Origin of the sequence: Lysinibacillus sp. NPDC047702, from assembly GCF_050272555.1 — a bacterium.
Lineage (GTDB): Bacteria > Bacillota > Bacilli > Bacillales_A > Planococcaceae > Lysinibacillus.
In genome coordinates, this window is sequence record NZ_JBNNMG010000094.1 from 1 (window position 1) to 16,115 (window position 16,115).

Here is a 16,115-nt window from a genome sequence, read left to right on the forward strand (position 1 = left end):
AGAAATTTGATTAGCTCAAATTGTTTTGCTGGCATCAATTTTGATGTCCAAAATTTTTGTTTTGTTCACCAACAGAAGCTAGCTACTAAAAACTTTATTGATTACGTTTTGCTTGTTCAGTTTTCAAGGTTCATTTTTTAATTTGTCGCGTCATCTCTTGGCGACTTATACATAATAACATCGATTATTCATGAAAGTCAACACTAAATCATAAGTTTTTTTAAGAAGCTTATTTTTCTCTTTAATATTTTAGAAACGAGGTTGTTGTGATGGTTCGTAAAACGTTGATTTCATTGCTTTTCATCGTAATACTATTTGTTTTTATAAAACCGATAAACTCAACTATGATTTCTGTGTTTAATATCGCTGATGCTCCAGCAGTTGTAACAAAAGGACATTACGGTACATCCCTTGTTGTCGAAATTACTTTCTCTGATGAAGCACTAATGGACTGGCTTAACACTGTGAAAGAGCCTTATCCACTCTTATTGTTAGATGCCGCATGGATTAAACGATCACCAGAACAATTAAAAATCATTCAAAAGCGAAAACTGCCTACAGGATTATTGGGACCAGAGGATTCTATAGATGAACCTATTAATATGACAGCCATACAAAAAGATATCGCTATTTACGAAAAGTATTTAAAAGAATCACCACTTTGGTTTGCCACTCGCAATCACCAATATTCTCAGGATTTACAAAAGAACTTATTTCAACAGCAAATAAACATACTTTCTCCCTCTTTAATTTGGAAAGGAGAAAAAACACCTAAAATACAAAAAGGCGATTTTATTTTCATCACCTTGCATCAAAACAATTCAATTACATTCAAGGATATTAATATTTTGCTACAACAAAATAAATTTATGTCGATTGAAGAAAATATATTTGGGTATAAAGTTCAAACTAAAAAATCACCATAAAAAAAATGCCTCCAAAAATCAATTGGAGGCATCTTTATTATGCATTTGCGTTTTTTGCTTGTTCTCTACGTGCTTTACGGCGTGCTTCTAACTTTTGACGATCTTCATCGGATTTTGCATTATATTTAGGTAATACTAATAATTGATAGGCATTTACAGCAAGTAATGGAAATAGTAACAAAGCAACATACTCGTTAATATTTTCATCACGTCCCATTAAAGCAATTGTCCATTCCAACGTTGTAATGACAATCATAAAAAATAATGCGGAAATTAAAACATGCTTTTTCCCCGTCAATTTTACTTTTTGAACGGCTGTTGCAACTGCTCCAAAAATTAAAACAATTAATAATCCTAAATAAAATATCCAGCTTTGTCCTTCTTTAATACCTGGGACAAAGCGGAAGAATATAACGTCAAAAATAGTAATAACAATTAATAATAACTGAACCCAATTCCACAGCGTCAGTGTTCTAAAAATGTTAACCCCTACTTGATGGAGTGTTAAATAAGCAAAGAATCCTGCTTGTGCAATTACACTCATCGTAAATCCTAAAAAGACCATCCATAAAAGCCCTGCTACAAATTCTCCCCAATGACCATTTGTTATGTATGGTTGAAAGAAGTCCCATCTTATAAACAAGCTACAAATTCCGTTGACAGCGCCTCCAACGAGCATTGCAAAAAAGAAAAACTTTGCCCAATTTCGTATCGTCACAACTAAAAGTCCCCCAATTTCTACAATATATCTGTATTTATTTTAACAATGCATTGTTAAAAAAGCTATTTCTCATCCTAACCAATACATAAAGTCATCGTAAATGTGAACAATAATTGAAAGAGTCTATCTATAGAAAGGACTGATGATTAATGCGAAAATTCACCCTATTACTAGTTCTAATGCTTTTTCTTTCTGCCTGTTCACAAGATAAAACCTCTACCATGTCCTATGATGAAATAAAAAAAATTATGATTGACTCTTTACAAACTGAGGATGGTAAAAAGGCTTTACGGCAGCTTTTAGAGGAGCCAAGCTTTCGCGAATTATTGATTTTGGAGCATGAAGAAGTAAAAAAGGCTACTGAGGAAACCTTACTTTCTAAGGAGGCCGAAGATTTTTGGAAGAAAACATTCGAGGATCCAAAATTTAAAGAAACTGTCGCTAAAAGTATGCAAAAGCAGCAACAGGATATTATGAAAGAATTAATCAAAGATCCCACTTTCCAAAAGGATATGGAGTCATTCTTTGGACAGCCCGATATGCAAAAGCAGTTAGAAACGATTCTAAAGTCTTCCAACATGAGAAAACAAATGGAGGAAGTCGTAAAAGAAACGATTGAAAGCCCACTTATGCAATCAAAATGGCAGGAGCTTATTAAAAAAAGTGGTGGTGAAGCAACTGCATCTTCAGGAAAAGGCGAGAAAAAAGAAGGTAGCGGTGAAGGCACTAACAAGGAGCAAAAAAGTAACCAGTAATTCCTTTATTTTAAAAACGGATTTCCTCATTAACTTAGGAAATCCGTTTTTAATTATTTATTTAATTTATTGATCATTTTCGTCGCGATATCTAAATAAATTTGCCCTGTTGGATGTTTTTCAGCATAAACAGAAGGTGCAAAATCTTCTTCTGACCAGTCAGGTTGACCAAGAGGTATTTGTCCAAGTAATTCTGTACGTAGTTCTTCAGCTAACTTTGGTCCTCCGCCTTGACCGAATACAAATTCACGATCACCTGATTTTGACTCGTACCATGCCATATTTTCAATAACACCTAAAATTTCATGTTCTGTTTGTAGAGCCATTGCACCTGCACGAGCCGCAACGAATGCTGCTGTAGGATGTGGTGTTGTAACAACAATTTCTTTTGATGAAGGCAGCATTTGATGAATATCTAGAGCTACGTCCCCGGTACCTGGTGGTAAATCAAGTAGCAGATAGTCTAATTCGCCCCATTCTACATCACGGAAGAACTGATCTAACACTTTACCTAACATTGGTCCACGCCACACAATTGGTGCATTGTTTTCAACAAAGAAGCCCATTGAAATCACTTTTACCCCGAAGCGATCAACTGGGAAAATTCGATTTTCTACAACTTTCGGCATATCGGTAACACCCATCATATCTGGCACGCTAAACCCGTAAATATCTGCATCAATTAAGCCCACTTTTTTACCAAGTCGAGCTAATGCCACAGCAAGATTAACGGAAACCGTAGATTTTCCTACACCGCCTTTACCTGATGCAATGGAAATAACTTGTACTGTGCTAAGAGGAGATAAAATATCCTGAGCCTCAGACTCAGTAGCTGTTCCACGGAAGCCTTGTAATTTTTCTGCCGATAGCTCCTCAAAGCGAATGCCTACAGTATTTGCACCCGCTTCCTTCAAAACTTCAACTATTTTCATTTGTAATTGTAATTGTTCAGGTGTATTTGTTTTAGCAATCGCAATTTTTACACTGACATGATTTTTTTCTTCTTTTATTGATACGTTAGTAATTCCATCTGTTTCTGCAAGTGATTTATGTAAAAATGGATCTTGTAGTTGTCCTAGTATTTCTCGTATTTGTTGTTCAGTAATCACGACGAACACTCCCCTTATATTATCTCAATGTTAGTATATCATAATGATTTGATTTACGTTGTAGATGTTGCTCTATTCAATTTTAGCTAATAAATAGGCTTCTATACCTTCAACAATGGCATCTCCCATTTTTTCTTGGTATTTTTTATCGGTTAAAAGTGCACGTTCCTCATCATTGCTGATGAATCCAGTTTCCACAAGTGCAGCAGGTACTTCAACTTTTTTCAGTAAATATATTTGTTTGATAGACAGTGCTTCTCGGTCAGTATTTTTTAAATTTGTACGTATAGATTCTTGAATGCTTTTTGCTAATAATTCACTTTCAGCATGTCCTTCTTTATGATAAAACACCTGTGCTCCACGCCATTTTGTCTCTGGAATAGCATTTGCATGAATTGTAATAAAAATATCTGGATTTTCTTTTTCAACAATATCCTTTCTTAAAAAGATATCCTGCTTTTTTCGTTCCCGCATTGTACCAAACTTCTCTGACGGCGCATGTTCCTCGATAACATCTCCATCCTGTGTTCGCGTCATTACAACCATTGCGCCTTTTTTCTTTAGCTCTTTCTCGACATACTGAGCAATTGCAAGTGTAATATCCTTTTCAATCACTTCGCCCTTTGAAGCTCCTCCATCCTGACCCCCATGCCCCGCATCAATGACAATCTTTTGACCACCAAGTGGGTCTGGTAAGAAGAAGTTACGGTCTGAAGCATTCGTTTCATATGCCACAACCACTATACTCATTAGCATAATTACTCCTAGTGCAAGCCAGCGCTTCACCCATATCCACCACCCTTTTACATTTAGTGTACGACGTTAGTGAGAGAACTATGCCAGAAAGTGAAAAAAACACTCAGTATTAAAATTGAGAGTTTGATTTGTAATAGATATTTTTCAAGTAACAATAAAATGGCATTAGTCCAATTACAATTTGAGAACTAATGCCGTTACTTGAGGAATAAATCTATTTTTGTGTAAATTCAGGTTTAAACTTACCTGTATAAGGTTCATGCTCTACAAATATTGTGATATCCTTTCCATCTTTGTCTTTACCCGTTCTTAAATAAGTAAATTTCTTGTTATTAAGTTCAGTAATTTCAAGGACAGCTCCATATTTATTTTCACCTATTGAAACATGTGCTCTTAGCTTATTTCCATGGAGAACATTAAAGAAACCATAATCACCACGGCTTTCACCTGTTTCGGGATTGAAAAATTCATATTTATTCGTATCAGCATCATATTTAGCTATACTTATAAAATTTGAATTATATTGTGTTAAATCATTTCCTTCTGCATCTAATACAACTGTTCCCTGCCATAGTGTATCGGCTAAAATTTTATCGCCATCCACATCTTTAACAATAGTTCCTGTGGAATTTTTTAAAGCTTTATCTTCTTCAGTAAATGTAAGTTTTTTATCTTTATAAGGAACATGCTCAACGAATACCTCTACATCGTTACCATTTGTATCTTTCCCCATCCTTTTATACGTAAATAAATTTTGAGTTAGCTCCGTAATTTCCACGATAGCTTGATAATTTTTCGATTCAGAAATTAATATTCTTTGCTTTCCATCATTCGTGATAAAGAAAATCCCCTTATCATCGCGACTTTTTCCTGTTTTTGCATCAAAAAATTCGTAACGAGCTGAATTAGTATCGTATTTTGCTAGGCCAATAAAATTAGAATTTTCTGCGGTTAAATCTTTCTTATTCTTATCGTAGACTTTTGTACCCTGCCAGTTTGTGCTACTAAGAATATTGGCATTCGCTTGACCTTTCGTCATTTCAACCTGCCTTTGCTCTGCAGATTGCTCAGTTTTTACTTCCTCTTTCTTTTTTACATCTTGTTTACTCTGACACGCAGCAAGCAATGCCATCGTTGCAAGAGATATTATTAATAGCTTTTTCATACATTGACCTCCATTTTATATATTCAGTTACTTCAAAGTCCTCTAAGAAATAACAGCTTAAAAGCAGTATCAGCCATTTCCACGTAAAATACACATTTTACTCAGCCCTTAATTATTAGGCTTGGATATTTTAAAAACCTCGCCACTAAGCTGACGAGGTTATAATTTAATTTCTTCTACCCAAAAACAGCATTAGCCCGTAAAGGACTAACGCTGTTTATTACCAAGGAGGAAATTTATTTGAGTGTGAATTCAGGATTATATTCACCTTCATATGGTTCATGCTCAACAAATACAGTTACTTCATTTCCATCTTTATCTTTACCCATTCTTTTATACGTAAACTTCTGCTCGTTAAGCTCTGTGATTTCAAGTGCTACACCATATTTATTGTCGCCAACTGAAACGTGGGCTCTAATTTTATTGCCATGGATAATATCAAAGTAACCATAGTCTCCACGACTTGCTCCTGTTTCAGGGTTAAAAAATTCATATTTATTTGTGTCTGCAGCATATTTTGCGATACTGATGAAGTTCGTATTAAATTCAGTTACATCATTCCCAGCTCCATCTAACACTACAGTCCCATGCCACAATGTCTCTGCTAAGATCTTATCACCGTCCACGTTTTTTACAATATCACCTGTAGTAGCATCTAAAGTTTTATCAGCATCCGTGAAAGCAAGATCCTTATCATTATAAGGAACATGCTCAACAAAAACTTCTACATCGTTGCCTTCCTTATCTTTACCCATTCGTTTATAAGTATAAATATTGTCGTTTAACTCTGTTATTCCCACAACAGCTTGGTAATTTTTTGAATCAGAAATTAAAACTCTATTTTTCCCATCATTTGTAACAAAGAATGTTCCTTTATCATCGCGGCTTTCTCCAGTAGCCGCATCAAAGAATTCATAGTGACCTGTTTCAACATTATATTTAGCAAGACCGATAAAATTCGCATTCTCAGCTGTTAAGTCATTATTATATTTATCGTATACCTTTGTCCCTTGCCAGTTTGTACTACTAAGAATGTTAGCCATTTCTTGTCCTTTTGTTAACTGTGTATTATTTTCGGTTGCGGCACTCTCTGTTTTTACTTCTGCACTTTCTACATCATTTTTCTTTACAGGCTCTTTATCCTGACAAGCTGCAAGGAGAGCCATTGCTGCAACGGATACTATTAATAGCTTTTTCATATCTATTTACCTCCATATTTTTATTATTAATCAGTTACTCCAAACCCTTTTATTGAGGCTTGATGTCCCATTGACAATAATATTAATATTGAATGTTAAACTCCCTCTAAATAATTTCTTAAAAAAATATAAACTTATCCAAAAATAATTTTAATAAATACTTCTTATTACCTTTAATTAAAAAAAGCCATCTATTTTGAATAAAAATCTGTCAAAATAGATGGCATTTATATGTTATTTATATTGCAATTTTTGAATTAATTCGTCTCCCCATTCCTGCACCTGTTCTTTGCTAATGATAAAGCCTTTATCACCAGAGCCAATGACAATATCGTCACCATACCAGACAGAATAGTTTCCGTTCATTGTGATTAATTGTATGTCGGGTTCTTTTGTCTGTGAAATATTTTGCCAAGTCATTTGTTCAAAAAAAATGCTCAATTTCTTCTGTATGGCTGGTATTGTTGTAGATTTATTTGTTGTTATCTCTGTAATATTTTGGCTTACCGCAAAATACTTAATTACTGTTTTTGTTGTAAAGCCTGTCAGAAAACTATTTTTGAGTAACACTTCGTCACCTGTTTTTAATGTTAATTCATCACGTATCGGCATAATAATAAGTTGTTCTTCTAACAACCTTTTTTTATCCATTAATGCAAGAATTCGTGCATTCTTTCCTTCATATAAGACAATGGCATGAATATCGACTGCCACTTTGAAACCCATATCTTTCATATGCTCTTCTTCAACTGCATCAAGGAGGAGTAATTGCTCATGAACTACTTGATGAAATTGTGGATACATTTTTTTATAGTGAGGTAGTAACGACTCACGTACAAGTTGAACCTGTGCAATCAATGTTAGATATTGTTCTTTGTAAGCCTCTTTTGTAATACCCTTTCTTTGTAGGATTTTATCAAAAGAACTCGGTAATTCAGCCTCAAAGGATGTAACCAGTTTTTTCACGTCCTGTTTACTTAGTTTTACACCTTTACGTTTCCCATATTTTAAAAGCAGTAAATCATTACGATAACGTTCAGAATGGTCAGCATCATCTAATCCATACATATTAAGCGTTGTTTCTGAGAAGCCGTGCACATATTCATCACTTTGTCGTTCAACGAATATTAATATTATTAATAGTAAGATCAAGCACCCAGATACGAGCCGAGGTATTCGAGAGTGCTGTTTTTTTGGTAATTGTAGCACAGCTTTTCTTACGCGAGATTTGCTCTCTTGTAAATCAGGTGTTGCTTCAAGCAAACTTTTTTTGATTTCACTCTTCATATAAATCCTCCCATTCCCCAGATAATATAGGTCGAAGTTTTTCACGAGCTCTTCGTAATCTTGTGCGGATTGTACTTTCAGGCTGTTGTAATAGTGAGGCGATATCTGCTGTATGTAATTCCTCATAATAATAAAGAATAATCACTTCTCTGTATTTAATGGGTAAAGATAGAACGACTTCTCCAATTGTTGTTTGCAATTCCTTTTGTACCAGACTGTCTTTTTGTAAAAAAGCAAGTAAGGGAAATTGTTCTTGGAGTTGAATCTTTCGATACGACCAGCTTTTTAAATAATCTTTACTGCGGTTTATGGTTATTTTTGTTAGATAGGAACGTAATTGCCCATTTTCTTCATAATTGCTCTGCGAAAACTTGATAAAAACATCTTGTACAATATCTTCTGCAGCATGTAAATTTTTTGTATAGTAATAAGCTATACGTAATAAATGTTCACTATAATCATCTACTATCTGTCGCAAATCCAGCACTATCACCCCTTCATCTATATAAACGAGCCTCACGCATTGTGCGATTCAAAACTTTTACTATGGTAATGTGAACATGCTATCTTATTAATTAAAAAGAAGCCCTTTTAGAATTAGATTAATTCCAAAGAGCTCTATACCTTGAGATTCTATGAGAAAAAATTGATGGCGTTAATTTAAGACTACTGGTCACTGCAGCTTTCTCCATAATCATACCTTCTAAAGATTTCTTTATTCCCTATTTCTCTATTTTGTCTCGCATCCCATTTATTCACCAACAAAATACATAATAACTATAAAACATCAGCCTAAATTTTTTAAAAAAGTATATACTTTTTGGGTCTCAATTGTTATATGTATAGTCCTATACCTATTCCCCATCACTTGATTGACCCTTCCTCCACATTAATATTCAATTTTGTATAGTAATCTAAATGATTATCAATTTCAAATTTCAGTGTATATTGCATTTTCATTTGAGAATCATTATCATCTTAAACAAAGATATATTTGGGGTGAAATTATGAATTGGAATGAACAAATCAAGCTGTGGAATATGGCTACTGTTCGAATTTTAGATATTCGCCATCATGTTATATGTGATGGGCAGGATCTATGCAACTACAAACTTCCTACCAATGTATTTCTGTTTGTTGCTAATGGTAATGCCTTTGTACGAATAGATGAACATAAATGTTATGTAAAGCGACATCATTTGGTTCATGCAGGTAAAGGGACGAAGATGGACATTCTGCCTGCTAGAAACGAGTTCTCATATTATATTATTTATTTCAAAGTAAGTAATTCAGATGTGACTGTAAGCCCTTTTGCTAAGCATTCAACGAATCAGTTACTAGAACCATTACATCTATTTTATCATGTTGTCCTCCAAGAGCCTGGAGTTCTATATAATCACATTCGAGGATTATATGAAGAATGGGGAAAATGTGATGAATTAAGCAAAATCCGTTCGAAATCATTGTTCTATGAATTTATTTACGAGTTATTCAATCTCCTGCAAAACTCTACAGACAAAGGCAAACCTTCTAAACTTATTGCCTATGCACTCAATTATATTCATAAAAATTACCACGAAGTTATTACGATGAGGAAGTTAGCTGATTTACTCGGTTGCAGTGTTAGTTATATGCACAGATTGTTTAAAGCAGAAGTCGGGGAAAGTCCAAATGATTATATTATTGGCATACGATTAGAACAAGCCAGTCAACTTTTATTGACTACTCAGCTAAGTGTAGGAGAAATAGCTTTCAGCATAGGATATTCAGATATGTATTACTTTAGTAGATTGTTTAAAAAGCAGTTCGGAGTATCTCCGCTTCACTTTCGTGAAAGAAGGTTTGGTCACCAAGGTCTACATCTTAATCCATCTAAATCTTCACTATTCTCCATTGTTCCAGTATCTTCGCTTTCTTATAATGAAGGTGCAAAAGAAATTGAGAACCTTTCTCAATCAGAAGGAGAGATACAATTGTTAATTACAAACCGTACAAAAACTACCCTGGCTTCACTAATTCTTGTTTGTGTGTCAATACTTATAAGTGGATGTCAAGCAGATAATGGTAAGCCAAGCTCGGAAAATGATCGAAATAACTCAATAACAGCTGTAAATAATAAAGGAGAGGAAGCTTCTAGAACTAAGATTTATAAGCATATTGATGGTGAGACCGAAATTCCATTGGAACCAAAGAGAGTATTCACCGATGTAAAAGTCGGACAATTAATGGCATTGGGCGTCCAACCAGTCGGTAGCTCTAGTTATCCTTTACAAACTGGATTTATTGCTGAAAATGATATTGAAGATGTCGGTATATTTCCATTGAATCTCGAGAAAGTAGCTTCTCTAGAGCCAGATTTGATTATTTTGACAGAAGCTTGGCGAGATGGTGGGGGTTATGAAGCATTTAGTAAAATTGCTCCAACAGTTATTATACCAAATCACTCAGAAAATCTAGCAGATGAACTGCGTATGTTTGGTGAAATTTTAGGCAAGGAAAAAGAGAGTGAAGAGTGGCTTAGTAAATTTGAAGAGAAAGTCGCAGCTGCTAAAGAAAAAGTAGATGCTATCATCAGTAAGGACGAGACTTTTACAATATTAAATGTACGTCAGGACGCCTTTCTTATTTACGACGATGTGAATATGGGTGGAAATATTATTTATAAGTATTTAGGTTTAACACCGCAAGAAAAAGTACAGGCTGAAGTGCTAAATGGGGAAGTTTGGGAGATTTCAGCTGAAGTCATTCCTGAATATATCGGCGACCACTTATTTATCGCAACGAATAAAGATGGAGAAGATTCGCTCAAGGAAAATGAACAGATTTGGGCGAGTACGGCAGCTGTTCAAAATGGTAAAGTATATCATATTAATTTTGATCAATTCCTACTCAATGATCCGATTAGTGTATTACATCAACTCGATATGATAACTGAGTTAATCTTAGAGAATAATAGGTAATAGATAACGGGGCTGCGAAAAAAATTGCTTAACTAATTTTTTGAACAGTCCTTTCGTATTTTTTTAGATTTACTTACAAGGTTTTTCGAAGTATATACAGTTTTTTAGCCGCTTCCAATCTCCTTTCATTTAAATATTATTGTAAACTTTTACGTTCACACTTTTTAAACAATCGACTTAACTGGCTTCTACTTATAGGAAACATTTCTACAAATGTCTGTATAGATATCGGTTCAGCATAATGTTCGTTCAAATACTGCATAGCAAGAGCTACATAATCTTGTTCAAAGCCCCAAACCCCGTCTTCCCTAATATCACGGTAAGTTTCATAAACAAGTTGGTATATTAGTGCTTTAGCATATATTTGATCCTCTGCTGTATCACCTGTCCTATGTTCATATAGTTTTTGAACTTTATTAATTGACGAAATTGAATTTCTTAATGAAAAACCATAGAGTTGCGAGAAAGGATCTACTTTTTCCCGCAAACGATGAAGATCCCTTTTATAACTCCAAAAATTAAAAAAGACCCTTTCCACATAAGTGAAAAGAGCCTTGAAACGCTGATATTAACGTTTTGAGAACTGAGGTGTTGGATATTTAACTAGTAACTTTTTGGCAACTTGCAACCTATGAACGTCAATCATCTCCATATCTAAAAAAAACGACATCTACTCGCTCTTTTTCAAAAAAAGCAAATGCATCCCTTACATTTGTATATGTACCTTTAATGCAAATCGTAAATTGTGTAAGCTTTTCTAGCATAATTCTTAACACATCTATTGCCATTTCTTCATCATCAATTATGACTATATTCACTATGCATCACCTTCTGGTAATAGAATAATAACAGTAGTTCCTTTACCTTCTTCACTATATATACGAAAACTGGCATTTCTAATAAGCCTAAATTTTTTCAACGGATTCGTAAATCCAATACGTGAGTTTTCTTCATTTACTAATCGTTGCAACTTTTCTTCTGAGATACCGACCCCATTATCATAAATTTTAATACGTATAAATTGACCTTCTCGTTGCACACTCACCTCAATAGTACCACCTTCTTTTTTCTTCGAAATCCCGTGAAAAACTGCATTTTCAACTATAGGCTGAATTGATAATGCTGGAATCAAAGATTGAATGGACTCATCAATATCATACGCAACTGTAAGACGATCACCAAAGCGCATTTTTTCAATATAAAGATATGCTTTTACAAGGTCTATTTCATCTTCTATAGAAACCATGCTGTTACGATAATGGACATTCAGCTTGGCACGGAAATAGGTTGCTAAACTGTATAACGCTTCTCGTGTATTTTCTATATCTGTATAGCTTAAGCCGATAATAGTATTAAGTGTATTGTAGACAAAATGAGGAGTTACTTGCGCATATAAATAATTCATTTCATCCTCAATCGCATCAATGGAAGATTGTCGAACTGCTAGTAATGATTGAATACGCACTAGTAATTCATCCATCGCAATCGGTTTTGGCAGATAATCATTTGCCCCAACTTGTAAAGATAACACTAAATCTGAATGCTGCATAATTGCTGTTAAAACAATAATCGGTAATTCCAACATATCGTATTGCTTTCGTACTTGTTTGCATAATTCATAGCCTGACATACCATTCATCATTAAGTCGACTAACATGCAATCTACTTTATGTTTCTTTATATAATCCATCGCATCAAACCCATTATCTACCCCAATAACGGTATAGCCTTTTTGAATTAATGCGTCCACTAGTACTTTTATATTCACATGATCATCATCAACAATGAGTATGGTTTTGTCATTACCTTTATGCAATAATGGTAAATCTAGCTGTAGTATAGTATTTTCTGCTCGATTGCCCATCTGTTGTTGTGTTTCAATATCTAGTTTTTCGAGTGTGGCAAGTGGCACCGTAAAAGTAAAAATTGTTCCAACACCTAATGTACTTGTTACATGAATTTCCCCATTTAACTGTTCTACTATATTTTTTGAGATACTTAATCCTAACCCAAGTCCCCCACTTTTTTTACCTTTCTTTACTTGATAAAAGGAATTAAAAATTCGATCTAAGTCTTGTGATGGTATACCAATTCCAGTATCGCTTACTTGTATTTCCATATAATCATTACGTACACTAGCTAAGACTGTAATTTGTCCATGTTTTGTATGTTGCAGAGCATTATAGAGTAAATTATAAAGCACTTGTTTCAATCGTAATTCATCTGTATACATATGGGGTAAATTAGAATCTACTGCGCTCATTAATCTTATGGATGTATCACTCGACATTAAACTACGAATTTCCTCAATTACTTCATCAATTACGCTTATCGGAACAACACGAGGGATAACACGAACTTCTCCAGTCATATGATTCGAAGAAATCAATAAATCCTCTACTAAATAACCTAAACGTTGCGCGACATTATGTATTAAAATGATATTTTCTTGTTGCTCACGCTTTAAAGGTCCTTGTACACCTTCCATTAATGATTTGGATATATTTAAAATACCATTTAAAGGCGTACGTAATTCATGAGACGTTTTCAATAAAAACTCATCCTTCATTTGATTATGCATCAATAGCTCTTCTGATAACGCTTGAACTTTCTTAAAAGATGTATTTGCTCGGAAGCTAAGCAGAGATGCAAAACTATATAGTGTAAAAATAAACAATAATTGTTCACTATAAACCATAGGTATATCAAAAATATAATACATTACTATTAAAAAAGTATAACAAGTAAGAGATACTAAAAGAATTAGAATATAACGTGAACCTTCTACACCTTTCATAAGCACACGTAATAGCACAAACACATTATAAAGCCCAACAGGAATAAAAATTACTGCAAAGATTATTTGTGAAAGAACTAGATTTTCTATTGGTATAATCATACTATTTTTTGTAATCGGGTTGTAAATCCCATAGATAAAAAAAAGTAAACCTAACAAAATACTAATAATATAAATCGCTTTTTTCCTCATAAACTCCGGATACAAATAATAGAGAAAAAATGCTAAACAAACATCAACAAGTGGTAAAATCCCTAATTGTAAACGTATTTGTTCATTTATGGTTAAATATGAAAAAATAATGAAAAATATTTTTTCATTAGTAAACGACATGTACAGTCCGAATAATATAGTGAATAACCCCAAAAACAATTCTTCTTTACGCTTCCGATTTTGACTATACGATATAATATAAATCGCACCGAATACAATATAACCAATACATACAAACGATCCTGCTAAAATTTTCATGCTAAAATCTCTTTGAATAGCTTCTTTTGTTCCAAACTCAATAGGAAAAGTAATACCAGCTTTTGGATAATTATAATTTCCGACATGAATTACAATATCAAGCATTTGATTCTCACTTTTTCCAAACACCGTATATTTATCATCATTTTCGAACTTAAAGTCCTTTAAGGTTTCACTCGGATTCCCCATACTACCTACATCTTCTCCATTTATGAAAACACGGTTAGATTGGCGAATTGAACGAATGTATAATCCATATTCCCCTTCAATTGGTACATTTATCTTAACATGATATGTTCCTACAGTAAGTCCTTCTTCATTTGGTTCTACAAAACTATTCCAAGTAGCTGGCACCTCAATTGGTATTTTCTCGCTCTCGTACGCGTCAAATGAATCACTTGACGATATTAAGATATTTGGATAGAACGACCATTCTCCATCTAATTTTAAAATAGTATTTTCTTGTAGTTCTTTTTCTTCAATCTTAACTATCCCATTCTGTGCAATCCGCTGACTACTACTAACAAAATAATCTCCATTGCCAACAAAAAATACGATAATAAATAGCATGATAATGGTCACAGTAATGCCAATATTTTTTTTCACTATCACGCCTCCCCTACTTGAACACAATTATGTCTAACATCAAACTATCAGTTTGTTAGAATTAAATCCATTATGCAATATGACTTTCACCTGTACTTCTAATATCGGTCCCCTTACGCATCCTATCATAGGTCTGTTAAACAAATTCTGAACAAACCATATTGTAAATGCATCGTCTAGTATGGATTACTATCACTGATTTTAAGTTATTATTATCACTTCACTCTTTTTAAATATCCAAGCAGGCTAAGGAAATCCGTAGCCTACTTGTTGTTTATTTAGATAACTGCTCTGCACTGTCTTCATTTATATAATACGAATGATTTTTCGCTGCTTCTTCAATCTCTTTAAATGCCCAGTGCGTTGCTTTCACATCTGGGAAGCTTGGCGTTGTAACACCGTTTAATTGTAGTAGGGTTATACGTATATATAGCGAATAAAATTGAAATTAGTGGACTTCTAAATTTTGTTATACTTTATATTGCTCTTACATTGGTTACTTTTCTATTTCAAAAAATTGAAGAGAAAAGTAAAAAAGAAGAGTAAGAAAAAATCAGTATGGTTTAGAAAGCTATTTTGGGAAAAATTTAATTTGAATAATTTCTTAGGCTGTAGACAAAGTCAAAATCTGAGTTTGCCTACAGCCTTTTTTCATTTAAAATAAGAATTTATTTGAAGCACTTAGCAAGGCGATTAAGCCACTTGATTGATTGGAATGATGTTTGGATAGATTGAACATTAAGTGACCCTCGTAAGTGTCTCATAGGCTTCTCACATGTATCTACAAAGTAGTGGTGAGATTCTTCAATGGAAAGCTAAGCAACAGGAGCTTTATGAAGAGATGGGTTTTAAAATTGCTATAGAAGAGCTACAGCCTGTTTTTACCCGTTTTCATCAACAGAATTATGAAATGACATATATGCGAGAGTCAACGCCTAATGACAAACTTGTAGCTTTTTATGGACGTCACCCTAATCTACATCGTATTAAAGTACATGATTTTAGACATACACATGCCTCATTATTGTTTGAAACGGGAGCAAGTTTAAAAGATGTACAGGCAAGGCTTGGTCATAGTGATATTAAAACTACGATGGATATTTACACACATGTTACACAAACAGCGCGTGAAAAACTAGCGGATCAGTTTCAAAATTACATTGATTTTTAATCAAGGGGTATTAACGGGGTATTATTTTTGTTATCAACGTAAAAAAGCTCCTCTCAGGTAAACCTGAGAAGAGCTTGAAAACGTTGATATAACAACGATATTAACGTTTTGAGAACTGAGGTGCACGACGAGCGCCGCGTAGACCTGGTTTTTTACGTTCTTATATGTGAATTGAACCACCGCTACTCCACT

General features: G+C 33.9%; 13 protein-coding genes and 2 pseudogenes. 4 read left to right on the forward strand and 11 right to left on the reverse strand.

Going from position 1 to position 16,115, the window contains the following annotated elements; all coding sequences use genetic code 11:
- Positions 1-269 precede the first annotated feature (269 nt).
- Positions 270-926 carry a hypothetical protein gene (locus ACQKIM_RS26225; RefSeq protein WP_427549517.1) on the forward strand — a complete coding sequence of 219 codons (657 nt, stop codon included), beginning with the start codon at positions 270-272 and terminating at the stop codon, positions 924-926.
- Positions 927-963: 37 nt separating this feature from the next.
- On the opposite strand, the gene ACQKIM_RS26230 is transcribed toward ACQKIM_RS26225, so the two are convergent.
- Positions 964-1,644 carry a KinB-signaling pathway activation protein gene (locus ACQKIM_RS26230; protein ID WP_427549519.1) on the reverse strand — a complete coding sequence of 227 codons (681 nt, stop codon included), beginning with the start codon at positions 1,642-1,644 and terminating at the stop codon, positions 964-966.
- 152 nt (positions 1,645-1,796) lie between these two features.
- On the opposite strand from ACQKIM_RS26230, the gene gerD reads away from it, so the two are divergent.
- Entirely contained in the window at positions 1,797-2,402 is a 606-nt protein-coding gene (gene gerD, locus ACQKIM_RS26235) for a spore germination lipoprotein GerD (RefSeq protein ID WP_427549521.1), read from the forward strand.
- A 53-nt stretch (positions 2,403-2,455) separates the two neighbouring features.
- Here gerD and ACQKIM_RS26240 read toward each other — a convergent pair whose 3' ends face one another.
- From ACQKIM_RS26240 to ACQKIM_RS26265, 6 genes and pseudogenes are all read right to left on the reverse strand, one after another.
- Entirely contained in the window at positions 2,456-3,511 is a 1,056-nt protein-coding gene (locus tag ACQKIM_RS26240; RefSeq protein ID WP_427549524.1) for a P-loop NTPase, read from the reverse strand.
- 72 nt (positions 3,512-3,583) lie between these two features.
- Positions 3,584-4,297 carry an N-acetylmuramoyl-L-alanine amidase gene (locus tag ACQKIM_RS26245; protein WP_427549526.1) on the reverse strand — a complete coding sequence of 238 codons (714 nt, stop codon included), beginning with the start codon at positions 4,295-4,297 and terminating at the stop codon, positions 3,584-3,586.
- Between the two features lie 184 nt (positions 4,298-4,481).
- Positions 4,482-5,432, reverse strand: a complete 951-nt coding sequence (locus tag ACQKIM_RS26250; protein WP_427549528.1) for a DUF4822 domain-containing protein — start codon at positions 5,430-5,432, stop codon at positions 4,482-4,484.
- Positions 5,433-5,668: 236 nt separating this feature from the next.
- Positions 5,669-6,529 (reverse strand): annotated as a pseudogene (locus ACQKIM_RS26255) (DUF4822 domain-containing protein); the annotation flags it as partial.
- A gap of 336 nt (positions 6,530-6,865) precedes the next feature.
- Positions 6,866-7,918, reverse strand: a complete 1,053-nt coding sequence (locus ACQKIM_RS26260) for a hypothetical protein (protein WP_427549530.1) — start codon at positions 7,916-7,918, stop codon at positions 6,866-6,868.
- Complete coding sequence (locus tag ACQKIM_RS26265) at positions 7,908-8,405, reverse strand: sigma-70 family RNA polymerase sigma factor (protein WP_427549532.1); 498 nt, start codon at positions 8,403-8,405, stop codon at positions 7,908-7,910. Before ACQKIM_RS26265 ends, ACQKIM_RS26260 begins: the two co-directional genes overlap by 11 nt.
- 520 nt (positions 8,406-8,925) lie before the next feature.
- Here ACQKIM_RS26265 and ACQKIM_RS26270 point away from each other — a divergent pair.
- Positions 8,926-10,878 carry an ABC transporter substrate-binding protein gene (locus tag ACQKIM_RS26270; protein WP_427549535.1) on the forward strand — a complete coding sequence of 651 codons (1,953 nt, stop codon included), beginning with the start codon at positions 8,926-8,928 and terminating at the stop codon, positions 10,876-10,878.
- A 136-nt stretch (positions 10,879-11,014) separates the two neighbouring features.
- Here ACQKIM_RS26270 and ACQKIM_RS26275 read toward each other — a convergent pair whose 3' ends face one another.
- From ACQKIM_RS26275 to ACQKIM_RS26285, 3 genes are all read right to left on the reverse strand, one after another.
- Positions 11,015-11,365 carry a hypothetical protein gene (locus tag ACQKIM_RS26275; RefSeq protein ID WP_427549537.1) on the reverse strand — a complete coding sequence of 117 codons (351 nt, stop codon included), beginning with the start codon at positions 11,363-11,365 and terminating at the stop codon, positions 11,015-11,017.
- Between the two features lie 151 nt (positions 11,366-11,516).
- Positions 11,517-11,696 (reverse strand): hypothetical protein, encoded by a 180-nt coding sequence (locus tag ACQKIM_RS26280; protein WP_427549539.1) that lies wholly within the window; start codon positions 11,694-11,696, stop codon positions 11,517-11,519.
- Positions 11,696-14,752 carry an ATP-binding protein gene (locus tag ACQKIM_RS26285; protein WP_427549542.1) on the reverse strand — a complete coding sequence of 1,019 codons (3,057 nt, stop codon included), beginning with the start codon at positions 14,750-14,752 and terminating at the stop codon, positions 11,696-11,698. The genes ACQKIM_RS26280 and ACQKIM_RS26285 overlap by 1 nt, the downstream gene beginning before the upstream one ends.
- Before the next feature lie 841 nt (positions 14,753-15,593).
- On the opposite strand from ACQKIM_RS26285, the gene ACQKIM_RS26290 reads away from it, so the two are divergent.
- A complete protein-coding gene (locus tag ACQKIM_RS26290; RefSeq protein ID WP_427549545.1) occupies positions 15,594-15,923 on the forward strand; it encodes a tyrosine-type recombinase/integrase in 330 nt (109 codons plus the stop codon).
- 100 nt (positions 15,924-16,023) lie between these two features.
- On the opposite strand, the pseudogene rpsI reads toward ACQKIM_RS26290, so the two are convergent.
- Positions 16,024-16,083: pseudogene (gene rpsI, locus ACQKIM_RS26295) on the reverse strand (30S ribosomal protein S9); the annotation flags it as partial.
- Positions 16,084-16,115: the final 32 nt, after the last annotated feature.